Annotated in this window: 22 protein-coding genes; 14 read left to right on the forward strand and 8 right to left on the reverse strand. The window is 65.9% G+C overall.

Annotation, left to right across the window (positions count from 1 at the left end):
* Positions 1-9: 9 nt before the first annotated feature.
* Positions 10-474 (reverse strand): dUTP diphosphatase, encoded by a 465-nt coding sequence (gene dut / locus VEA80_RS07920; RefSeq protein ID WP_325060174.1) that lies wholly within the window; start codon positions 472-474, stop codon positions 10-12.
* 83 nt (positions 475-557) lie between these two features.
* Between dut and VEA80_RS07925 the strand changes: the two genes are divergently transcribed.
* Complete coding sequence (locus tag VEA80_RS07925) at positions 558-1,409, forward strand: FkbM family methyltransferase (RefSeq protein WP_325060175.1); 852 nt, start codon at positions 558-560, stop codon at positions 1,407-1,409.
* Here the strand turns inward: VEA80_RS07925 and VEA80_RS07930 are convergent.
* Complete coding sequence (locus VEA80_RS07930; RefSeq protein WP_325060176.1) at positions 1,406-2,758, reverse strand: hypothetical protein; 1,353 nt, start codon at positions 2,756-2,758, stop codon at positions 1,406-1,408. The genes VEA80_RS07925 and VEA80_RS07930 overlap by 4 nt on opposite strands.
* A gap of 111 nt (positions 2,759-2,869) precedes the next feature.
* Between VEA80_RS07930 and VEA80_RS07935 the strand changes: the two genes are divergently transcribed.
* Together VEA80_RS07935 and VEA80_RS07940 are read left to right on the forward strand one after the other, a co-directional pair.
* On the forward strand, positions 2,870-3,502 hold the full coding sequence (locus VEA80_RS07935; RefSeq protein ID WP_325060177.1) for an SRPBCC family protein: 633 nt from the start codon (positions 2,870-2,872) through the stop codon (positions 3,500-3,502).
* Positions 3,502-3,834 (forward strand): metalloregulator ArsR/SmtB family transcription factor, encoded by a 333-nt coding sequence (locus tag VEA80_RS07940; protein ID WP_325060178.1) that lies wholly within the window; start codon positions 3,502-3,504, stop codon positions 3,832-3,834. The genes VEA80_RS07935 and VEA80_RS07940 overlap by 1 nt, the downstream gene beginning before the upstream one ends.
* Here the strand turns inward: VEA80_RS07940 and VEA80_RS07945 are convergent, their stop codons facing one another.
* The 4 genes from VEA80_RS07945 to VEA80_RS07960 all read right to left on the reverse strand — a co-directional run bounded on the left by VEA80_RS07945 (position 3,835) and on the right by VEA80_RS07960 (position 8,089).
* Positions 3,835-4,215: a hypothetical protein gene (locus VEA80_RS07945; protein WP_325060179.1), complete on the reverse strand. Its 381-nt coding sequence runs from the start codon at positions 4,213-4,215 to the stop codon at positions 3,835-3,837.
* A gap of 147 nt (positions 4,216-4,362) precedes the next feature.
* Positions 4,363-5,568, reverse strand: a complete 1,206-nt coding sequence (gene coaBC / locus VEA80_RS07950; RefSeq protein WP_325060180.1) for a bifunctional phosphopantothenoylcysteine decarboxylase/phosphopantothenate--cysteine ligase CoaBC — start codon at positions 5,566-5,568, stop codon at positions 4,363-4,365.
* Complete coding sequence (ubiB, locus tag VEA80_RS07955) at positions 5,565-7,322, reverse strand: 2-polyprenylphenol 6-hydroxylase (RefSeq protein ID WP_325060181.1); 1,758 nt, start codon at positions 7,320-7,322, stop codon at positions 5,565-5,567. Before ubiB ends, coaBC begins: the two co-directional genes overlap by 4 nt.
* Entirely contained in the window at positions 7,322-8,089 is a 768-nt protein-coding gene (locus VEA80_RS07960) for a class I SAM-dependent methyltransferase (protein WP_325060182.1), read from the reverse strand. The genes ubiB and VEA80_RS07960 overlap by 1 nt, the downstream gene beginning before the upstream one ends.
* 83 nt (positions 8,090-8,172) lie before the next feature.
* Between VEA80_RS07960 and mutM the strand changes: the two genes are divergently transcribed.
* The 8 genes from mutM to recF all read left to right on the forward strand — a co-directional run bounded on the left by mutM (position 8,173) and on the right by recF (position 15,955).
* The gene (mutM, locus tag VEA80_RS07965) at positions 8,173-9,045 is read left to right on the forward strand and encodes a bifunctional DNA-formamidopyrimidine glycosylase/DNA-(apurinic or apyrimidinic site) lyase (RefSeq protein WP_325060183.1); all 873 of its coding nucleotides are present in this window, start codon (positions 8,173-8,175) and stop codon (positions 9,043-9,045) included.
* Between the two features lie 28 nt (positions 9,046-9,073).
* A complete protein-coding gene (locus VEA80_RS07970; RefSeq protein ID WP_325060184.1) occupies positions 9,074-9,445 on the forward strand; it encodes a hypothetical protein in 372 nt (123 codons plus the stop codon).
* 32 nt (positions 9,446-9,477) lie between these two features.
* On the forward strand, positions 9,478-10,251 hold the full coding sequence (locus VEA80_RS07975) for an enoyl-CoA hydratase (RefSeq protein WP_325060185.1): 774 nt from the start codon (positions 9,478-9,480) through the stop codon (positions 10,249-10,251).
* A gap of 77 nt (positions 10,252-10,328) precedes the next feature.
* Entirely contained in the window at positions 10,329-10,595 is a 267-nt protein-coding gene (rpsT, locus tag VEA80_RS07980) for a 30S ribosomal protein S20 (RefSeq protein WP_325060186.1), read from the forward strand.
* Between the two features lie 390 nt (positions 10,596-10,985).
* Positions 10,986-12,377 (forward strand): DnaA ATPase domain-containing protein, encoded by a 1,392-nt coding sequence (locus tag VEA80_RS07985; RefSeq protein ID WP_325060187.1) that lies wholly within the window; start codon positions 10,986-10,988, stop codon positions 12,375-12,377.
* A gap of 171 nt (positions 12,378-12,548) precedes the next feature.
* Complete coding sequence (gene dnaN, locus VEA80_RS07990) at positions 12,549-13,664, forward strand: DNA polymerase III subunit beta (RefSeq protein WP_325060188.1); 1,116 nt, start codon at positions 12,549-12,551, stop codon at positions 13,662-13,664.
* A 4-nt stretch (positions 13,665-13,668) separates the two neighbouring features.
* Positions 13,669-14,652, forward strand: coding sequence for a glycerophosphodiester phosphodiesterase family protein (locus VEA80_RS07995; protein WP_325060189.1), 984 nt, complete (start codon positions 13,669-13,671; stop codon positions 14,650-14,652).
* Between the two features lie 160 nt (positions 14,653-14,812).
* Positions 14,813-15,955, forward strand: a complete 1,143-nt coding sequence (gene recF / locus VEA80_RS08000) for a DNA replication/repair protein RecF (protein WP_325060190.1) — start codon at positions 14,813-14,815, stop codon at positions 15,953-15,955.
* 12 nt (positions 15,956-15,967) lie between these two features.
* On the opposite strand, the gene VEA80_RS08005 is transcribed toward recF, so the two are convergent.
* Positions 15,968-16,159: a hypothetical protein gene (locus VEA80_RS08005; protein ID WP_325060191.1), complete on the reverse strand. Its 192-nt coding sequence runs from the start codon at positions 16,157-16,159 to the stop codon at positions 15,968-15,970.
* A gap of 115 nt (positions 16,160-16,274) precedes the next feature.
* Positions 16,275-17,831 (reverse strand): ATP-binding protein, encoded by a 1,557-nt coding sequence (locus tag VEA80_RS08010; protein WP_325060192.1) that lies wholly within the window; start codon positions 17,829-17,831, stop codon positions 16,275-16,277.
* 185 nt (positions 17,832-18,016) lie between these two features.
* Here VEA80_RS08010 and VEA80_RS08015 point away from each other — a divergent pair, with 185 nt between their 5' ends.
* The 3 genes from VEA80_RS08015 to VEA80_RS08025 form a co-directional block, all read left to right on the forward strand.
* The gene (locus tag VEA80_RS08015) at positions 18,017-19,288 is read left to right on the forward strand and encodes a cytochrome P450 (RefSeq protein WP_325060193.1); all 1,272 of its coding nucleotides are present in this window, start codon (positions 18,017-18,019) and stop codon (positions 19,286-19,288) included.
* 111 nt (positions 19,289-19,399) lie between these two features.
* A complete protein-coding gene (locus tag VEA80_RS08020) occupies positions 19,400-20,050 on the forward strand; it encodes an exopolysaccharide biosynthesis protein (protein WP_325060194.1) in 651 nt (216 codons plus the stop codon).
* A gap of 99 nt (positions 20,051-20,149) precedes the next feature.
* Positions 20,150-21,254, forward strand: a 1,105-nt coding sequence (locus VEA80_RS08025) for an ATP-binding protein (protein ID WP_325060195.1), incomplete at its 3' end; no start/stop codon positions are given.

Raw genomic sequence — 21,254 nt, forward strand, 5'->3', positions numbered from 1 at the left:
CGCGCCGCGCTAGCCGCGCCCGGTCGAGCCGAAGCCGCCGGCGCCGCGCGCGGTTTCGGGCAGCGTCTCCACCACGTCCCAGACCCCTTGCGTGACCGGTGCGATCACCATCTGGGCGATGCGCTCGCCGCGGCGGATCGTGAACGGCTCCTGGCCGAGATTGATCAGGATCACTTTGACCTCGCCGCGATAATCGGCGTCGATCGTGCCAGGCGTGTTGAGGCAGGTCAGCCCATGCTTCAGCGCTAGCCCCGAGCGCGGCCGCACCTGCGCTTCGTAGCCGGCCGGCAGCGCGATGGTCAGCCCTGTCGGCGCCAGCACGCGCTGGCCGGGCGCGATCTCGATCGGCTCGTCTTCAGGGACGGCCGCGCGCAGATCCATGCCGGCCGAGAGCGCGGTCTCGTACGCCGGCAGCTGCAACCCTTCGAAGTGCGCGAGCGGCGTGACTTGGATGGTGACGGTGCGCGGGTCCATGCATGCGGCATAGACCCGATTCGGCCGTCGAGGAACGGCCCGACGGCACCGCGCGTTGGCGTCAGTCCAGTTCCACCAAGGCCATGCACGCATTTCATAGCCTGCTGCGCGAGGTCGGGTGCCGCACGGCCTTCATCGGCCGGCGCGGCCGGCTGTTCGAGGCGCTGGCGCCGCACCAGCGGCTCGGACCCACGCCATTCGAGGTCGATTTCTACGGCAAGCGCTACGCCGGAGACCTCAGCAACTGGATCGACTGGCACGTCTATTTCATGGGCGCCTACGCGCCGGCGGAGCTGGCGTTCATGAAGCGCGCCGCCGCAGCGCTCCGCCAAGCGCGCGGCAGCGTCAATTACTACGATGTGGGCGCCAATGTCGGCCATCACGTCCTGTTCATGGCCGGTCACGCCGATGCGGTGTTCGCGTTCGAGCCGTTCACGCGGGCCGCGGCCGAGCTGCGGCGCAAGATGGAAATGAACGACCTTGTCAATGTGCGCCTGTTCGAACTTGCGCTCGGGCGTGACAACGGTGTCGCCGAAATGGTGCTGCCCGACAGTCACAATCTCGGCGCGGCGACTTTGCGCGCGGTGCCGGGCGTCGCCGCGTTCTTCGTCAATGTCGCGCGCGGCGACGATCTGTTCGCGCGCGAGCGGCTGCCGCGCATCGACATCCTGAAGATCGATGTCGAAGGCCACGAGGCGGCGGTGCTCGATGGATTGGCGGAGCAGGTGCGCCGCGACCGGCCAGTCATACTGGTCGAACTGACGGAGGAGGACCGCAGCGGCTTCGGAACTGCCGAGCGGCTGCGCGCGGCGCTCTATCCAAATCACGTGCTCCACACGCTGCAGCCGCGCGGCGGCGGCTATCGTCTGGCGCCGTTCGATATGCAGTCGTGGGAGGTGGTCTGCGTTCCGGCGGAGCTGGCGCCGATCGTCTAACGCGGACTGGACGCTGGGCTGCTGACCTCAGCGCCCGCGGCGCGCGCGAAGGTTAGTTCCCGGGTTTTGATCCACGCGGCGATCTGCCTGAAATAATCGCGCACATGCCCGGTCTCGCGCACTTCGCCGTTCGCCGGTCGCTCGGTGAGGATCATGCCGTGATCGGCGCCGGGATATATGGCGACGTCGATCGGCCGGCCCTCGGCTTGCAGCGCCCGCAACCGGGTGATGGTCTCGCCGGCCGGCGCCTCGGTGTCGTCGGCCGCGATCATCCAGAACTGCGGCGTTTCCAGCGCACGCAGCACCGGCATCGGCTCGTACTCCCAGCTCGTGCCCAGGTCGCGCGTCGGCCCGATGATGCGCAGGCCAATTTCGGGATAGGGCAGCATCTCGCTGGTGAATTCGCCGTCCAGGTCCTCATACCAGGGCTCGTCGCGGTAGGCGCGCCGCAGCCGGTTGAACTCGGCGTAGCCCTCGCGGAAGTCGCTCGCCATGATCACGCCAGCCGCGTCCGAAAGCGCCGCGCCTTTTGCTTGCACCTCTTCATCCCAGCCGGCGCGCGCCAGGTTCTGGACGATCTCGTAGCGATCCTCCTGCAGCGCGTTGACGGCGAGACCGTAGAGCGCAACGACGAAGCCCACGTCGCTTTCGCTCGCCGCCAGCGGGCCGATCCAGCCGCCTTGGCTGCCGCCGATGAAGCCGTCGCGCTCGATCCGTGCGCCCGCTAGGCGCCGCGCTTCAGCCAGCGCCGCGCGCGCGTCGGCGGCGAGCACGTGGAAGTCCTGCGTGTATGCGCCCTCGGATTGTCCCGTGCCGCGCTTGTCGTAGACGAACGACGCCACCCCCTCGGCCGCGAGCAGATAGGGCGTCGCATTGCTGCGCACCGCCGACCAGCGCTCCGAGCCGTGCACGTGTACGGCGAGCGGCGCGCGTTCGGCGCCCGCGGGCCAGATCAATCGGCCGGTGAAGGTGAGCCCGTCATGCTCGAACGTCGTTTCGGTGATCTCGAGTGGTGCGCGCGCGTAGCTCCGCAGAGCGCCATCCGGGCCGAATCGGATCGCATCGTCGCCGCACGCGCCCAGTTCGACGGCGAAACCGTCCGGCTCTTCGGTCCAGCCCAATGTGCTGCGCCAGGCCCCGTCCGCTTGCTTCAGCGCGCCGGTGCGGCCGTCCAGCATGCGCCAACGATAACCGCCGCCGCTCGTTGGCGTCAGCGCGAGCACATCGCCGGTTTGGTTGCGGTAGAGCCCGGTCCGGCAGTCGATCTCTGCGACGGGCAAATCACGCTCTTCGCGTTCGCCACACGCAGCGAGGCCAATCAGAGCGAGGGCGGCGAGCAAGTGTCTCATGCCGCGCCCATGCCGTGTTCCCGCCATGCCTTGCAACCGTTTTTCATTTTCCAGACTTGCCAAGCGTCTCAAACTATATAAGTACGCGCTTATATAACAGGAGGCGCTTTGATGACCAGCGACATTTCAAGCCTGATCGGCGCGGTCACGCGCGAAGTCCGCAGTATCGAATACGAAGGCAAGCCGGCGCGGGTCGTCGTGGCGGCGCGGAGTTACGACACCGACATCGACGACCTCTGGGACGCGATCTCCAATCCCGAGCGCTTGCCGCGCTGGTTCGCGCCGGTGAGCGGCGATTTTGAGCTTGGCGGCAAGTACCAGATCACCGGCAACGCCAGCGGCACGATCACGCGATGCGAACCGCCGCGCGAGCTGGCGCTGACCTGGGAGTTCGGCGGCGGCGTCAGTTGGGTGACGGTGAGTTTGCGCGAGGAGGGCGGCGCGACACGTCTCGAGCTCCATCATATCGCCCATCCCGAAGCGCATTGGGATCAGTTCGGCCCGGCCGCGGTCGGCATCGGCTGGGAGCTGGGTCTGATGGGGCTTGCGCGCCACATCGAGACTCCGGCCGCCGCCAAGCCGCCGGAGGCGGACGAGGCATGGATGGCGTCCGCGGAAGCCAAGCTGTTCATCAGGCTCTCCGCCGAAGGTTGGCGTGACGCGGCCATCGCCGGCGGCGACGATCCCGCCTGGGCCGCCGAGGCGGCGGAGCGAACCCGGAAATTCTATAGCGGCGAGGCTTGATGCACGCGTTCGACGTCCTCGGCGATCCGGTGCGGCGGCGCATTTTGGAACTGTTGGCCGAAGGCGAATGCGCCTCGGGCGAGATCGTCGAAGTGATCCAGCGCGAGTTCGGCATCAGCCAGCCAGCCGTGTCGCAGCACCTCAAAGTGCTGCGCGACGGCGGCTTCGCAACCGTGCGCGCCGAGGGCGCGCGACGGCTCTACACCGTGGACGCCGCGCCGTTGCAACAGGTCGACGAATGGGTCAGCCGCTTCCGCGGTTTCTGGGAGCACAAGCTCGACGCGCTGGCGACTGAAGTCGCCCGCGGCAAGCGCGCCAAGAAAAAGGGCTGATTACTTGCGTGCGGCCTTGCGGGCGGCGTTCATCAGGTCACGGCGCGCTTCGTCTTCGAAGCGGCGCAACTCGGCGGCCTCGGCCTCGGCGCGTTTGCGCTGGGCGCGGGCTATGGCTTCGTTCGCAATGCGCTCTTCTTCAGCCTTGGCGGCGGCTTCGGCGGCGAGCTTGCGTTCAAGCCTCTCCAATTCCACGCGTTCGCGGCGGCGCTTCTCCGCTTCGACACGCTTTTCTTCCTTGGCTTGCGCCTCTGCGATGCGCTTGGCGGCCTCCGTCGGATCGAGCTGAGCCGGGGCCGCCTTGGTCTTGAATTTTTCAAGCATCGCCTTCTTGGCGGCTTCGGCGGCTTCGCGGCGTTCGTTGTGGTTCTGAAAGCTCATGCAGTCGGCTTCCCTCAAGGCGCGCGTGAGGCGCGCTCGGCGCTAGAATCGGAATGTCAGATTTGCGGATGCTCTACATAGCGTCCGAACGCGCTGGCTCAAGAGGGCAAGGCGCCGCGTTTCCGCAGGGGCGGGGTGCGTAGCGGCCTACTTCCGGCCCGGACTCTTGCTCGTCAGCGCCGCCGCGATCTCCGCCGCCAGCTTGCGCGCCACGGCGTCTTTAGCCATGCGCGGCCAACTCTCGGCGCCGTCCTTCTTGATCAGCAACACCTGGTTCTCGGCGCCGCCCATGACGTCGCCGGACACATCATTGGCGACGATCCAGTCGCAGCCCTTCTTGGCAATTTTGGCGCGGGCGTGTTCTTCGACGTTTTCCGTCTCCGCGGCGAAGCCGATGACCAGCTTTGGCCGCTTCTTTCCGGGCTTCGACAGCGTTGCGAGGATGTCAGGGTTCTCGGTCAGGCTGATAGCGGGAACGCCGGTCTTGTCCTTTTTCAGCTTCTCGTCCGCCGTTTGCGCCGGCCGCCAATCGGCGACCGCTGCAACCATCACCGCAACGTCAAGCGGCAACGCGGCTTCGCTGGCCGCGAGCATCTGGCGCGCGCTTTCCACGTCGATGCGCGTCACGCCTTGAGGGGGCGCAAGGTTGGTTGGACCGGACACCAGCGTCACGTCAGCGCCGAGTTCGGCGAGCGCCGCTGCGATCGCGTAGCCTTGCTTGCCGCTCGAGCGATTGGAGAGAAACCGCACCGGATCGATCGGCTCGATCGTCGGCCCCGCCGTCACCAGCGCGCGTTTGCCTTTGAGCGGCCCGTCGGTCAGCAGGGAGAAGATCGCGTCACGGATCTCTTCCGGCTCGGCCATGCGGCCAAGCCCGCGTTCGCCGCGCTCGGCCATCTCGCCTTCGTTCGGGCCGACGAAGCGGAGCCCATCGGCGGTCAGCGTCGCGAAATTTCGCTGTGTCGCTTCATGCGCCCACATGTGCGGGTTCATCGCCGGCGCCATCAGCACCGGCTTGTCGGTCGCCAGCAGCACCGCGGAGGCGAGATCATTGGCGAGGCCGTGCGCGGCCTTCGCCATCAAGTCCGCCGTCGCGGGCGCAACGACGACGAGGTCGCATTCGCGCGCCAGTCGGATGTGGCCGACATCGAACTCCTGCGCCTGGTCGAACAGATCGGTGAATACGCGCTCGCCGGCGATGGCGCCCGCCGCCAGCGATGTCACGAAAAGCTGCGCCGCCTCGGTCATCACCACGCGCGCGGCGACGCCGCGCTCCTTCAGCCGGCGTATGAGTTCGAGACTCTTATAAGCGGCGATGCCGCCGCCGATGATCAGGAGAACGCGCTTGCTCATGGCGTTGCATCCGTCTGCGGCGCGGCTTCGGTTGCGGGCGCGGCTTCAGTCTCCACCGGCTCGGCCGGGGCATCGACCACGTCCGGCATCGGCCCGCGGTTTGGCGTGCGCTGCAGCGGCGCCGGCGCTTCGATGCGCGCGGGCGCCGTCACCGGCGGCGCCGGGGGCGGGCGGCGATCGTTCGCCGTCAGCGCCAACGCCAGCAACGCGCCGCCGAGGAAGGCGATCCACACCGCCGGCATCTCGTACCAGTGCTTCTCTTCGCGCGGCGCGTCTTCGCTGACCTTGCGCGCGGCGGCTTCGACCGCGGCCAACGTCTGCGGCAGCCGCCGCATCGCCGCGAGCGCCAATGCCGCTTCGTCGACCGTCCGCTTCGCCACAGCCTCGGCGCCCAGTTCGCGCTTCACCCAGCGTTCCACGATCGGCCGCGAGGCGTTCCACATGTCGTGTTGCGGATCGAGCGCGCGGGCGACGCCCTCGACCTGCACCATGGTCTTCTGCAGCAGCACCAGTTCGGGGCGAAGATGCATGCCGAACATATGGGTGACGTCGAACAGCTGCAGAAGCAGCCGGCTCATGGAGATGCCGTCGGCGGTCTTGCCGAAGATCGGCTCGCCGATGGCGCGCAGCGCCTGGGCGAACTCATCGACGGTGAACTTCTCCGGCACATAGCCCGCTTCCTGGTGCACCTCGGCGACGCGGCGATAATCGCGCTTCAGGAAACCGTAGAGGATCTCGGCGAGGTAGCGCCGCTCCTTGTGGCCGATCCGGCCCATGATGCCGAAATCGACCACCCACAGCTTGCCGTCCTTGCCGTAGAGCATGTTGCCCTCGTGCATGTCGGCATGGAAGAAACCGTAGTCGAGCGCGGCGGCGAGAAAGCCGCGCGTGATCGCGATGGCGAGTTCGCTGCGGTCGGCGCCGACTTTGTCGAGCGCCTTGATGTCGGTGAGCGGGACGCCGTCGATCCAGTCGAGCGTCATCACCCGCTTCGAAGAGCGGGACCAATCGATCTCCGGCACGGTGAGATAGCCGTCCTTGGCCGCCACTTCGCGGAATTCGGCCGCCGCGCCTGCTTCCAGGCGCAAATCGAGTTCGCGCTCGAGCGCGGCCGACACGGTGTCGATGAATTGCACCGGCTCCAGCCGGCGCGAGCGTGGCGAGAAGAACTCGATCGCCTGCGCCAGGAAGCGCAGCGCGCCCATCTCCTTGGCCAGCTTCTTCTCGATGCGCGGACGCAGCACCTTGATCGCGACCACGCCCTCGCGCGGCACGATCGCCTGGTGCACCTGGGCGATCGAGGCGGCGGCGACCGCTTCGGAAATCTGGCCGAACAGCAATTCGGTGCCGCCCAGCTCGGCGTTGATGGTGTCGAGCGCGCGTTCGCGCGAGAACGGCGGCAGCCGATCCTTCAGCCGGCCCAGCTCCTGAGCGACGGTGACGCCGATCATGTCCGGCCGCGTCGCCAGGAATTGGCCGACCTTCACATAAGCGGGGCCGAGCCGCTCCAGCGCCCGCGCCAGCCGCTCGCCGACGCTGCGGCCGCGGCGGCGCTTGGTGATGATGCGCAGAGCGGTGTGCGTCGCCTGCAGCGGCACCGGATAGCGCTCGTAATACTCTTCCGGCAGCAGCACGTCGAAGCGCGCGAGCGTCCAGGCCACGCGCATCAGCCGCGAGATGTGGCCGACCACGCCGGTGGCGAGGCCCATCGACACCGCCACGACTATGGCCAGAATGACCCAGAACCAGACCACTAAACCGCCCAACCCCAATGCAGCGCGCAGACGCCGCCGGCCATGTTGCGATAAGCCGCGCGCTTGAAGCCCGCCTCCCGGATCATGCCCAAGAATGTTTCCTGATCCGGAAACCGGCGGATCGATTCGACCAGATATCTGTAGGATTCCGCATCGTTCGCGAGCAATTTCCCCAGCGCCGGGATCGCGTTAAACGAATAGAAGTCATAAACCGGCTCGAGCCCGCCGACGGCGAGGCGCGAGAACTCCAGGCAGAAGAAGCGCCCGCCCGGCTTCAGCACGCGCCGCGCCTCGCGCAGCACGGCGGGAATATCGGTGCAGTTCCGAATGCCGAAGCTGATGATGTAGGCGTCGGCGGCGTGGTCATCGACCGGCAGGTTCTCCGCATCGCCCTCGTGCCAATTAAGACCGTCTTCACCACGCGCGCGTCCGGCCTCGAGCATCTCGGTGTTGATGTCGATGACGTGAATCTCCGGCGGCTCGAGCCCCCGCCGCTGGGCGGCGGCGTCGCCGAGCTTCTTCAGCCGCCGCGCGATGTCGCCGGTGCCGCCGGCCACGTCGAGGATGAGTTCGCCCGGCTGCGGGTTGAGCTTCGCCGCCGCAGCGTCCTTCCAGAGCCGGTGCAAGCCCCCGCTCATGGCGTCGTTCATCAGGTCGTATTTGTTGGCGACCGAGCTGAACACCTCGCGCACCAGCGAGGCTTTCTCGGTCCGCGGCACCTCCTTGAAGCCAAAGGAGGCGGTCTCGTTTGCGGCGTCGTCTTTCATGGCGGCGGACCATAGCGAGCGGCCCGCAGCGGGGCTATATCGGAGCGCCATGGTTTTGCGTTTGATTTCCGGCATTTCGCCGCATGCCTGAGCTTCCCGAAGTGGAAACAGTGCGCCGCGGGCTGGCCCCGGCTTTGGTCGGCAAGCGGATCAAGCGCGCGCGGACCAAGCGGCCCGATCTGCGCTTTCCGTTTCCGCCGCGCTTCGGCGCGCGGCTGAGCGGCCGGCGCGTCGATGCGCTCGAGCGACGCGCGAAATACATTCTGGCGCATCTGGACGACGGCATGGTTTGGATCACGCATCTCGGCATGACCGGGCGCTGGTCGATTCTCGGCCAGAAGCGGCAGCCTGGCGACTTCTACTACGCCGAACCGCCCGATCCTGCGCACACGCATGTCGTGATCGAGATGGAGGAGGGCGCCAAAGGAGACAAGGTTCTTCTCGAGTTCAACGATCCGCGCCGCTTCGGCTACATGGATCTGATCGCCGAGAGCGAACTCGACTCGCATCCGTTCTTCAAAAGCATGGGCCCCGAGCCGCTCGGCAATGAATTCCACGAGCCGTATCTGAAGCGCGCGTTGGCCGGCAAGAAGACCAGTATCAAGGCGGCGCTGCTGGATCAGCGTGTGGTCGCCGGTCTCGGCAACATCTACGTGGTCGAAGCCCTGCACCGCGCCGGCATCGCGCCGACCAAGCCGGCGGGTCGCATCTCCGCACAACGTCTTGATAAGCTCTATCACGCCATTCGCGCGGTGCTCGAAGAAGCGATCGAAGCCGGCGGCTCGACGCTCAGCGACTACGCGCAGGTCGATGGCGCTCAAGGCGGCTTTCAGCATCGCTTCCGCGTCTACGACCGCGAAGGAGCGCCCTGCAGCACGGAAGGCTGCGCCGGCGCGATCAAACGCGCCGTCCACGGCGGCCGTTCGACGTTCTGGTGCCCGCGGTGTCAGCGCTGACGGGCGTCTACTGTGCTACGCTCGCGCAATGAGTCGCGCGCTCTTCCTCGCCGCCTTGGTCTGCGCAGCGCCGGCGCAGGCGCAGACGCGCTATTTCGCCGGTATTCCCGATCTGCCGCTGCCGTCTGGTTTCTCGGAGGTTGACGTGGCGCCTGTGTTCGAAGGCCAAGGCCGGCTCGTCTTCGCCGAGGCGATCGGCCCGGGCGACGGTCTCGCGGTGCGTGACTTCTACGTTGCTACGCTGCCGCAACTCGGCTGGTCCGAGGGCGTTGAAAGCGGCGCCATCGTGTTCCAGCGCGGCCGCGAGCGGCTGCACCTGTTCTTGACCCGCGAAGGCGAAAGTCGCGTCCGCTTGCGTGTCCAGCTCGCGGTCCGGCCTGCGGCGATGGACGCCGATTGATTTTCGCGTCCTGGCGGCGCAATCAAGCGCCCATGACCCACGAGAACATCATCGTCGAAACCGACGCCGGCGTCGGCGTCGTGCGCCTCAATCGCCCAAAAGCTCTGAATGCGCTGAACGATGCGCTGATCGCCGAACTCAGCGCCGCGCTCGATGCGTTCGAAGCCGACGATGCGATCGGCTGCATCGTCATCACCGGTTCGGACAAAGCCTTCGCCGCCGGCGCCGACATCAAGCAAATGGCCGAGGCCAATTTCAGCGACTATTACCAGCGCGACCCGTTCCAGAATCTCGAACGCGTGGCGCGCACGCGCAAACCCTTGATCGCCGCGGTTTCCGGCTATGCGCTGGGCGGCGGCTGCGAACTCGCGATGATGTGCGACTTCATCATCGCCGCCGACACCGCGAAATTCGGCCAGCCCGAGATCACGCTCGGCGTCATGCCGGCCTGGGGCGGCTCGCAGCGTCTGACGCGCTCGGTCGGCAAGGCCAAGGCGATGGATCTCTGCCTCACCGGCCGGATGATGGATGCCGCCGAAGCCGAGCGCGCCGGCCTCGTCGCCCGCATCGTCGCCGCCGACAAGTTGATGGAAGAGACGCTCGCCGCAGCGAAGAAGATCGCCGGCTTCGGCCGCCTCGCTTCGATCGCCAACAAGGAAGCGGTAAACGCCGCGTTCGAGACGCCGATGAACGAGGGCCTCAGGCTCGAACGGCGGCTGTTCTACAGCCTGTTCGCGACTGAGGATCAGAAGGAAGGCATGGCCGCCTTCATCGCAAAGCGGGCGCCCGAATTTAAGCACCGCTGAGGGTTTGACGCAGCGCTTGGCGCCCGCTATAGCCCGCCGCTTCGTCACCGAAACTATAAGTCCTGGAACCGAACCACATGGCGAATACGAAGTCCGCAAAGAAGGCGACCCGCGTGATTGAGCGCCGCACGGCGATCAACAAGTCGCGTCGCACCCGCATGCGGTCGACGTGGCGCACCGTGGAAGAGGCGATCGCCGCCGGCGACGCCGCCAAGGCGACGGAGGCGCTCCGCGCTGCGGAGTCGGAAACGATGCGCGCGGTCGGCAAGGGCGTGGTTCACAAGAACCTGGGCAGCCGCAAGGTCTCCCGCTTGTCCAAGCGCGTCGCCGCGCTTTCGAAGTAAAAATCGGCCTTGTTCCGGCGACGTTCAGGTCGCGGGACTGTCTCGAATCTGTAAAATTCCAGGTTCCCAACACTGCGGAAAAGCGGTGAATAATCATCTGTGTACGGCGCACTTACGCCGTCCGGACTATTCCCATTTTGGTTAATAAATACAAAGACATAGGCCGCTGTAAACAGGCCTGTGGAAACTATCGAAATAGTAAACAAAGTCCTGTTGACGACATCGTTCGAAGGGCGCATCGTTTCCCCCGTCTGGCGAGCTTCCTCGCTGTTCGACACCTCAGGGATGCCGATGCGTAGCATCGGGCCGAAAGCGCATTTCGGCTCGAACAGGAGAGGTGCGCCCGCTGGGCAGGGGCTGAAAAACTAAACGATTCACGCGGGGGTTGGCATGGATCAGGGCGAGGAAGCCCGCCGTTTCACGGCGGGACTTGGGGCAGCGCGAGCCTATGAGCTGGTGCGCAAAGAGCTGCTTGGCGAGTTCGGTGCGGATTTCTTCCGCTCGTACATCGACCCGTTGCGGCTGGTAGCGGAAATGGACGGGGTGCTTCTGTTCCGGACCGGATCGCGCGTTGCGCAGGAGCGGCTGCGTCAGCAGGTCCAGCACCGGCTGGAAGCGCGCATGCGCGCCTACGTCCCCAATCTGGGGCCGACCGAAATTCTCCTCGAACACGAAATTCCCGATGACGTGCGCGCCCTCGCGGACGCCCGCATCGAGCCGGTTCGTACCGCGCCGGCAGCCGACGCGCTGCGCCTGCCGCCGCTGTCGTTCGAAAACTTCTGCGTCGATGAGACCAACCAGCGCGCCTTCGCGGTCGCGCAAATGTTGGCCTCCGGCGCCACCGTTTTCCCAACCTGGCTTGTCCATTCGCCGCCCGGCTGCGGCAAAACTCACCTGCTGACTGCGATCGCACGTGAAGCGACGGCGCAGGGCCGCAAAGTGCTGATGCTGACGGGCCAGGAATTCCTGGAGCAGTTTCAGAGCGCGCTGCACAAGAAGCGTGACTCCTCCGTGTTCAAGGACATGGTGCGCGCGCCGGACGTGCTCATCATCGACGACTTCCATCGCATCTGCGGCAAGAAGGCGACCGAGGAAGAGGCGTTCGATTCTTTCTACGATGTCACGCGCCGCGGCGGCCAAGTCATTCTCGCCGCAAATCATGGCGCGGAGGGCCTCGAAGGGCTTGACGATACGCTGCGCGCGAAATTGAAAGGCGCAGCAGCGAGCGAAATCACTGAACCCGGCGCTTCATTACGCCGTCGTATACTTGATCAACGTGTTGCATTCCACGCACGCGCCACGCCGGGTTTCAGCGTTGCGCCGGAAGCGCTGGACATGATCGCAGAGAGGATGCACGTCACCGGCCGCGAACTCGACGGCGCCGTGTGCCAACTGCTCATCGAGTGGAAGATTTCTGGAGGGACAATCGTGACGCTAGACGCCGCCGCCACCGCTCTTCAAAACAAACTGTCCGACGCAGCGGAGCGCCGCATCACCGTTCAGCTGGTGCAGAAGGTCGTCGCGCGTCATTACAACATGACGCCGGCGCAATTGCTGGAGCGCACCCGCCGTCACGCCATCGCGCGGCCGCGCCAAGTGGCGATGTATCTCGCCTGCAAGATGACGCACGCCTCGCTGCCGGATATCGGCCAGCGCTTCGGCGGCTTCGATCATACCACCATCATGTACGCGCGCGATCGCATCGCCGCGCTGGCCGAGACCGACGCCAATCTGAAGGCCGAGCTCGAGAACGTCGCGCGCGCCATCCGCCGCGAACCCTAGACCTGGAGGGCCGACGACGCCCGGCCCTAACAGGTTGCAAATAGGGCCTTTAGCATTGGCCCCTTTCTGCTAGTTTCTCACCCCCTGCGGAGGCGACTCACGCCTTCCCAGGGGGTGATTGTTTTCCGCCCCCGGCCGCGCCGGTCTGGCGGGCGAGGGCAGGAAGAAGCAATGCGGCTGACCATCGAGCGCTCGGCGCTCTTGAAAGCGCTCAATCACGTTCAAAGCGTCGTCGAACGCCGGAACACGATTCCCATTCTTTCCAACGTGCTCGTGTCGGCCCAGGGCGACAGCTTGCGCCTCACCGCGACCGATCTCGACATCGAGATTTCCGAAGGCGCGCATGCCGAAGTCGAGCGCGCCGGCCAGACGACGGCGCCCGCGAACTATCTTTACGACTTCGTCCGCAAGTTGCCGGACGGCGCGGCGGTGAAGCTCGACGTCTCCGGTGACGATCCGCGCCTCTTCATCTCCGCCGGCAAGTCGCGCCTGCATCTGCCGATCCTGCCGGCGGGCGACTTCCCGTCGATGCCCTCCGACGGCTTCGAGACGCGTTTCGAGATCGAGCCGACCGAACTGGCGCGCCTCGTCGACAAGACGCGCTTCGCGATCTCGACCGAAGAGACGCGCTACTATCTCAATGGCATCTACTTCCACACGGTCGAGAACGACGGCGCCAAGCTGCGCGCCGTCGCCACCGACGGCCACCGCCTCGCGCTCGCGGACGCGACGGCGCCGATGGGCGCGACCGGCATGCCGGGCGTGATCGTGCCGCGCAAGACCATCAACGAGCTGAAGCGCTTGCTTGATGATGCGTCCGACATGGCCGAGATCGCCGTCTCGCCGCAGAAGATCCGTTTCGCGCTCGGCGATGCGGTGCTGACCTCGAAGCTGATCGACGGCTCGTTCCCGGAATACGCCCGCGTCATTCCGAAGAACAACGCCAAGCGGCTGAAGATCGACAACAAGCAATTTTCCGAGGCGGTCGACCGCGTCGCCACCGTATCGGCCGAACGCTCGCGCTCGGTGCGCCTCGCGCTCGAGAAGGACAAGGTGACGCTCACCGTGAACAACCCGGACGCCGGCGTCGCCACCGAAGACCTGCCAGCGGCGTACGGCGACGATGCGCTCGAGATCGGCTTCAACGCCAAGTATCTGCTGGATGTCGCCGCACAGATCGAAGGCGCCGAGGCGGTGTTCGAACTCGCCGATTCCGGTTCGCCCACGCTCGTGCGCGACGAAGCCGACGACGCCGCGCTCTACGTGCTGATGCCGCTGCGGGTGTAACGCCATGCGCAAGCGCTGGGTCGTGCTCGGCGCGCTCACGCTTGCGGCCGGCGCGCTTTTTCTCCTGAACACGTCGCTGCTGGCCAATCCCGCCGGCGAACTCACGCTGCTTTCGCATCGCGGCGTGCATCACACCTTTGCGCGCGAGGGCCTTACTAGTGAGACCTGCACCGCCGAACGCATCTTTCCGCCGACGCACGCGCTGATCGAGAACACGCTGCCCTCGATGCGCGCCGCGTTCGACGCCGGCGCCGCCCTGGTCGAGATCGACATCCATCCGACGACGGACGGCGAGTTCGCCGTCTTCCACGATTGGACCGTGGATTGCCGCACCAATGGCGAAGGCGTCACGCGCGAACTCTCGATGGAGTATCTGAAGACGCTCGATCTCGGCTACGGCTACACCGCCGACGACGGGCAAACGTTCCCGCTGCGCGGGCAGGGCGTCGGGCTGATGCCCACTTTGCGCGAAGTGCTCGACGCCTTCCCGGATCGGCGCTTCCTCATCAACTTCAAGAGCCGCGAAGCCGATGAAGCGGACCGGCTCCTCGCCTATCTTCAGGCTGTGCCGAACGCCAACATCGAACGTCTGAGCTATTACGGCGCGGAGCCTGCGATGCGCATGCGCGAGCTTCTGCCGAACGCGCGCACGACGGGCCGCCGCCAGCTGATGGATTGCGCCAAGAGCTACATTCTCACCGGCTGGACCGGCCATGTGGGAGACGCCTGCCGTCACAGCATCATCTTCGTGCCGTCGAACTATGGCTGGGTCGCCTGGGGATGGCCCAACCGCTTTCTACAGCGCATGCACGACGCTGGCAGCGAAGTCGTCATCGTCGACGCCATCCGCCGCGGCGAACGCCCCGGCGTGAACGGAGTGGATACGCCGAAAGCGTTCGCGGCGGTGCCGCGGGGTTGGCGCGGCGGCGTCGCTACGGACCGCATCGAGATCATCGGCCCGCTCGCGGCTGAACGAGCGCGGCATTGAGAAGCGATAGCGCACCTCACCCCCTCCCCTTGAGGGGAGGGGGCAGGGGGCGGGGAGGAGCTCCGCACTCTGAAGCCGTCACGCTCCATGACGCGCCCGCAGGTTCGAACATCGCGCCTCACCCCGCCTCCCAACCCCCTCCCCTCGAGGGGAGGGGGAGATGACGCACTCGCTCTACGTCTCCCGACTCACGCTCACCGATTTCCGCAACCACGCCGCGCTCGATCTTCCGCTCGACGCGCGTCCTGTCTGCCTGTTCGGCCCGAACGGCGCTGGCAAGACCAACATTCTCGAAGCGCTGACGATGCTCGCGCCGGGCAGGGGCCTGCGCAGCGCCTCTCTCGTCGATGTCGCGCGCGCGGGCGACGAAATGCGCGCACAGCCCTGGGCCGTTTCCGCCCGCGTTGTGCAGGACGGGGAAGAGACCGTGATCGGCGCCGGCGCCGAGCGCACGCCGGAAGGCGGCGTCAAGCGCCTTGCGCGTCGCGACGGTCAGCCGGCGACGGCGTCGGAGCTTGCTGAAGCTGCCCGCATGACATGGCTCACGCCGGCAATGGACCGGCTCTGGTCCGGTCCCGCCGGCGACCGACGCCGCTTCTTCGACCGCTTGACGCTCGCGCGCGCCTCGGAGCACGGCACGGCTGCCGCGCAGTACGAGCGCGCCATGCGTGAGCGCCAACGCTTGCTGAGCGACCGCGTGTTCGACGACGCCTGGCTCGGCGGCCTAGAGCGCGAGATGTCGGCCCACGGCGCAGCCATCGCCGCCGCGCGCGTCGAAACGCGGCAGCGTCTGCAGGACGCGATCGACGCGCGCCCCGAGGGGGCATTCCCGAAAGCGATCCTCTCGCTCGAGGGCCTGCTCGAAGCGCGGTTCGAGAACGGCGCAAAGAGCGCCGATGTCGAGGAAGATTTCGCCGAGCTGCTGCGCGATGTGCGCGGCAGAGACGCTGGCGCCGGCCGCGCGCTCGACGGCCCACATCGCAGCGATCTCAAGGCGCGCCACGCGGCAAAGGGCATGGAGGCGGACCAATGCTCGACCGGTGAGCAGAAAGCGCTGCTCGTCGGCGTGACGCTCGCTCAGGCGCGCGCGCTGGCGGACGACGCCGGCGCCGGCGCGTCGCTGATCCTGATCGACGAAGCGGCGGCCCATCTGGACGCCGTGCGCCGCGCCGCTTTGTTCGATGAACTACTTGCCAATCCGGGCCAAGCTTGGCTCACCGGCACGGACGCGAATCTGTTCGAAGCCTTTGGCGCCCGCGCGCAATGCTTCGAAGTGCGGGATGGGCACGTGCGGGCGGCGTGAGCGGCGCGAGGTCTAATCGTTGCAGTCGCTGTCGAGCAAGCCTTCGTCGTTCGGCCCGTTGCACACGTCGTTGTCGTCCGAGAAGTAATCGACGGCGGCCGCCCCAACGGCGGCGCCAGCGGCCAAAGCGCACCCGCCGAGCATGGCCGGCGCGGTGAGCCCAAGGAGAATGAACAACGCGGTTCGTGTTTGGCTGGTTTTCATGTGCGGCTCCTTCCCCTGCTGGCGTTCAACCCAGCGCCGCGCACACAGGTTCCCGAGCGATCACGTGAGTCTATTGGACGAGCGCCCAGCCAACCGGGTCAAGCAGTCGCGCAGATCAAGCCGCGCGCAGCGCTTCGGTCGAGTCGAGATCGGCCAACACCGTCAGCGTGAACGTCGAACCCGCGCCCGGCGCGCTCGCCACGGTCACATCGCCGCCCATCAGCTGCGCGAACTCGCGGGTGATGGCCAGACCTAGCCCGGTGCCGCCGAAACGGCGCGTCACGCTCGCATCCGCCTGCATGAATGGCTGGAACAACCGCCGCAGTTCCGCTTCCGTCATGCCGATTCCGGTGTCGACGACATCGAAGCAAAGCCAGTCAGCGCCGCCGCGCCGCTCGCGCCTGGCGCGCAGCGTCACTTCCCCGCCTTGGCTGAACTTCACCGCGTTCGAGAGCAGGTTCAGCAGGCATTGCTTGATCTTGAACCCGTCATTGTGGGCCGCGCCCAACTCGTCACACCATTCCGTGCGCAATGTTACCCCGCCTGCCTTCGCCACAGGCGCGACCGCATCTACGGTTTCAGACAGCAACTGCGTGACAGTGAAATCAATCCGCTCCAGCTCGATCCGTCCTGCATCCGCCTTGGACAGATCGAGGATGTCGCTGATGATCTTCAAGAGATGTCGCGCCGCCACCGTGATGCGCTCCGCATCTTGCGAAGCGTCTGGATTCGTGTCCGCCAGGTCTTCTTGGATCATTTCGCTATAGCCGATAATGGCGTTCAGCGGCGTGCGCAGCTCATGGCTCATGTGCGCGATGAATTGCGATTTCGCGGCGTTTGCCGCTTCCGCCCGGGCTGTGAGCTCCGCCTGACGTTCCGCCGACGCCACGAGCTCGGCCGTACGCTCTTCGACCATGTCGCGCAGCCGAATGTTCTCCAGACGTTGGCGGTCGGAAAGGTAGAGGTCGGCCAATCCAGCCGCCAACGCGAAGATCAAGCACAAAAGGGCGGCGAAGCCTACGACGACGCCGAGCATCGTCTGCGACAATCCTTCGGACGCCGTCCCGCCTGTCGGGATCAGTGTCAGCGCGCCCATCGCCGTAAAGTGCAGCGCGCAAATCGCCAACACCAGCACCGCTCCGGCCTGGAGCGCGCGCAAGCGATGGCTGGACGCATAGAAGATGGAGACGGCCGCACTCGCGAACAGCACGCTCAAGAACACCGAAGCGGCAACCAGCGTGGCGTCCCATTGCATAAGAGCCGCCGCTTCGAGACCGGTCATCCCGAGATAGTGCATGGCGATGATCCCGAGCCCCGCGCCGGCGCCCGCCAGCGCGCGAATCCGCACATCTGAGAAAGTGTAGGCAATCCAGAGCGCGCCGGTTTGCGCGACGAGCGAAACGGCGAGGGACGCAAACAGTGGCAATGCAGCAAAGCCGAGCGGCAGACCGACATCGTAGGCCGTCATGGCGACGAAATGCGTAGCCCAGACGCCGAGCCCGGCCACCACGCCGGCCGCAATCGCCCAATAATGACCGAGCCGTTTACGCCGCGCGATCGCACGGTCGAGCATCACGAAGGCGGAGACGCTCGTGATGGCGCAGATCACCGCCGCAAGGAGCAGGAGCCACGGATTGTGCTCCAGCGTGATGCAAGCCAATACGCGCAGCATGAGACGGCCCCCAGCGCCGTTCGCGACGCTCGCGCCGGGCCTCATACGGGCGCCGGCGCTAACATCGGCCTAACGTTACTGTTTTCGAGATCGTTAAGTTTCCGCTGCGGCGCCACGCTCGTCGCCGAAGCGCGCGTGACAACGTCGCCGTTTTTTGGTGCGATGCGCGCGAACGGAGAAGCGCGATGGCGAACCCAGATTATGTCGGCCGGCACAACCCGGATTACGTCTTCGACTACGATCCGAACGAAGACGCCTGGACGACCAATCTCTCCACGCTCGACATGAGCCGCGGCGAGCGCTTCCGCGACGATACGATCTGGCCGTTCTTCGAGCGCCTGCGCAAGGAGGATCCGGTCCACTACTGCCCGGACAGCCTCAACGGCCCCTACTGGTCGGTCACCAAGTACAACGACATCATGGCGGTGGATACGAACCACCAGGCGTTCTCGTCCGAGCCGTCGATCGTGCTGTTCGATCCGGAGGAAGACTTCCCGCTGCCGATGTTCATCGCGATGGACCCGCCGAAGCACGACGTGCAGCGCAAGACCGTCTCGCCGATCGTCGCGCCGAACCATCTGGCGCAGCTCGAGCCGGTCATTCGCGAGCGTGCGGCCGGCTTGCTGGACTCTGTGCCAAAGGGGGAGGTGTTCAATTGGGTCGACAAGATCTCGATCGAACTCACCACGCAGATGCTGGCGACCTTGTTCGATTTTCCCTGGGAGGACCGCCGCAAGCTGACACGCTGGTCCGACGTCGCCACTGCCGCCCCGGGACAAGGCATCGTCGAAAGCGATGAGCAGCGTCGGGCCGAGCTGATGGAGTGTTTAGGCTACTTCATGAATCTTTGGCAGCAGCGCGCCAGCGAGCCGCCGAAGCCGGATCTTATTTCCATGCTCGCGCACGGCGAGAGCACCAAGAACATGCCGCCGCAGGAATTCCTCGGCAATCTCGTGCTCCTGATCGTCGGCGGCAACGACACGACCCGCAATTCGATCACCGGCAGCGTTTATGCGCTGAACAAGTTTCCGGAGCAGTATGCAAAGCTCAAGGCCAATCCGGCGCTGATCCCGTCGCTAGTCTCGGAGACGATCCGCTGGCAGACGCCGCTCGCTTACATGCGCCGCACGGCGCTCGAAGACATCGAGCTCGGCGGCAAGCTGATCCGCAAAGGCGACAAGGTCGTCATGTGGTACGTATCGGGCAATCGCGACGATGAGGTGATCGCCAATCCCAACCAGTTCGATATTGAGCGCGAGAATGTGCGCCGTCACCTCTCGTTCGGATTCGGCATCCATCGCTGTGTCGGCAATCGCCTCGGCGAAATGCAGCTCAGGATCGTTTGGGAAGAGATCCTCAAGCGCTTCGATAAAATCGAAGTGATGGCGGAACCAAGGCGCGTCTTCTCTTCCTTCGTGAAAGGATACGAGACGCTGCCGGTGAAGATTCACGCATGATTCATCTAACGGCGCCGCTCGTGTGGCCATCACGCCAATGTGCTGATCGGGCCGCAGTCGGGCGCCGTCGGCCCAGGAACACGCCTCTCGAGGTGACGTTCTCGGGCTGCCATGCCGCCCACGTTCGATACCGCCCAGCACGTCCGCACCGCCGCCGCACAGCCTGATTGCCTGTCCGACGTCTTCTACGAGCTCACGACCCGCGTGAACCGCGACAGCCCGCAAGACGGCGTGCGCTTGGGCGTGCTGCTGAGCGCCGTGGGTCGCCGCTCCTACGGTCCGCTGCTGCTGGTGATCGGTCTCTTCGCAATCTCGCCAGCGACCATCCTGCCCGGCATGACCAGCGTCGCCGCCGCGGTGACATTGCTCGTCGCCACGCAAATGGCGTTCGGCATGAAACGTCCCTGGCTGCCGCGGCGCGTGCTCGAGCTGCGCGTCCCGCGCGGCCCGTTCGTCGCTTTCGTCGATCGCGCCCGGCCGCACGTGGAGCGTGTCGAAGGCGATCTCATCCGCCCGCGCCTCGAAGTGCTGACCCGCGGTCCGTTCGCGGCGCTGGTGGCGCTCTGTGTCGTCCTCGCCGCGCTGGTCACGTTCCCGCTCTCGATCATCCCGTTCGGTCCGCTTCTGCCGGGCCTCGCGGTCGTGCTTTTCGGGATCGGCATGACGGCGCGCGACGGCGTTCTGACCAGCCTCGGCGTCGGCTTCACCATCGCCGCCCTATGGCTCGCGGTCCCCTTCATCGCGCACGCTTTCGCCGGCTAACTTCCCGGCCGCTGCGGCGCCAAAACAGCACTGGACTCGAAGACTTTCGGACTGGCGTTCCCTATATTGGGGGATGTTCTCCAAGACGATTCGACACCCATGACCGCTCCCCAAAACGCACCGGCGAGCGCGCCCGACTATGGCGCGGAATCCATCAAGGTCCTCAAGGGCTTAGATGCGGTAAGGAAGCGGCCGGGGATGTACATTGGGGATACGGACGACGGGTCCGGGCTGCATCATATGATCTATGAGGTGGTCGACAACGCCATTGACGAGGCGTTGGCGGGGCATGCGACCCGGGTCGAGGTGATCCTGCACCCGGACGGGTCGGCGGAAATCACCGACAACGGGCGCGGCATTCCGACCGGGATCCACCCGGAGGAGGGCGTCTCGGCGGCCGAAGTCATCATGACCCAGCTGCACGCCGGCGGGAAGTTCGACCAGAACGCCTACAAAGTCTCCGGCGGCCTCCACGGCGTCGGCGTCAGCGTCGTCAACGCCCTCAGCGAGTGGCTCGACCTGCGCATCTGGCAGGCCGGCAAAGAGCATTACATGCGCTTCCGCATGGGCGAGCCCGAAGCGCCGCTGGCCGAAGTCGGCGCAGCGCCCATGGACGAAGGCGCGCCCCGCCGCGGCACCGCCGTGCGCTTCCTCGCCAGCCCCGCCACCTTCACCATGACCGAATACGATCGCAAGACGATCGAACACCGCCTGCGCGAACTCGCCTTCCTCAATTCCGGCGTCCGCATCGTCTTCAAGGATTTGCGCGGCCCCGAGCCGTTCGAGGAGACGCTGTTCTACGAGGGCGGCGTCAAAGCCTATGTCGGCCACCTCGACCGCTCGCGCACGCCGCTCATACCCGAAGCCATTTACGTCATCGGCGAACGCGAGGGCATCACCGTCGAAGCCTCGATGCAGTGGAACGACGGCTATCACGAAACCACGCTCTGCTTCACCAACAACATCCCGCAGAAGGACGGCGGCACGCACCTGGCCGGCTTTCGTGGCGCGCTGACGCGCGTCGTCAACAGCTACATGCAATCGTCCGGCATCGCCAAAAAGGAAAAGGTCGAGATTACCGGCGATGACGCACGCGAAGGCCTCACCTGCGTGCTCTCGGTCAAAGTGCCCGACCCCAAATTTTCCTCGCAAACAAAGGAAAAGCTGGTCTCCAGCGAGGTGCGCCCGGTCGTCGAGAATCTCA

Origin of the sequence: Vitreimonas sp. (assembly GCF_035627415.1) — a bacterium.
Taxonomy (GTDB): domain Bacteria; phylum Pseudomonadota; class Alphaproteobacteria; order Caulobacterales; family Aquidulcibacteraceae; genus Vitreimonas.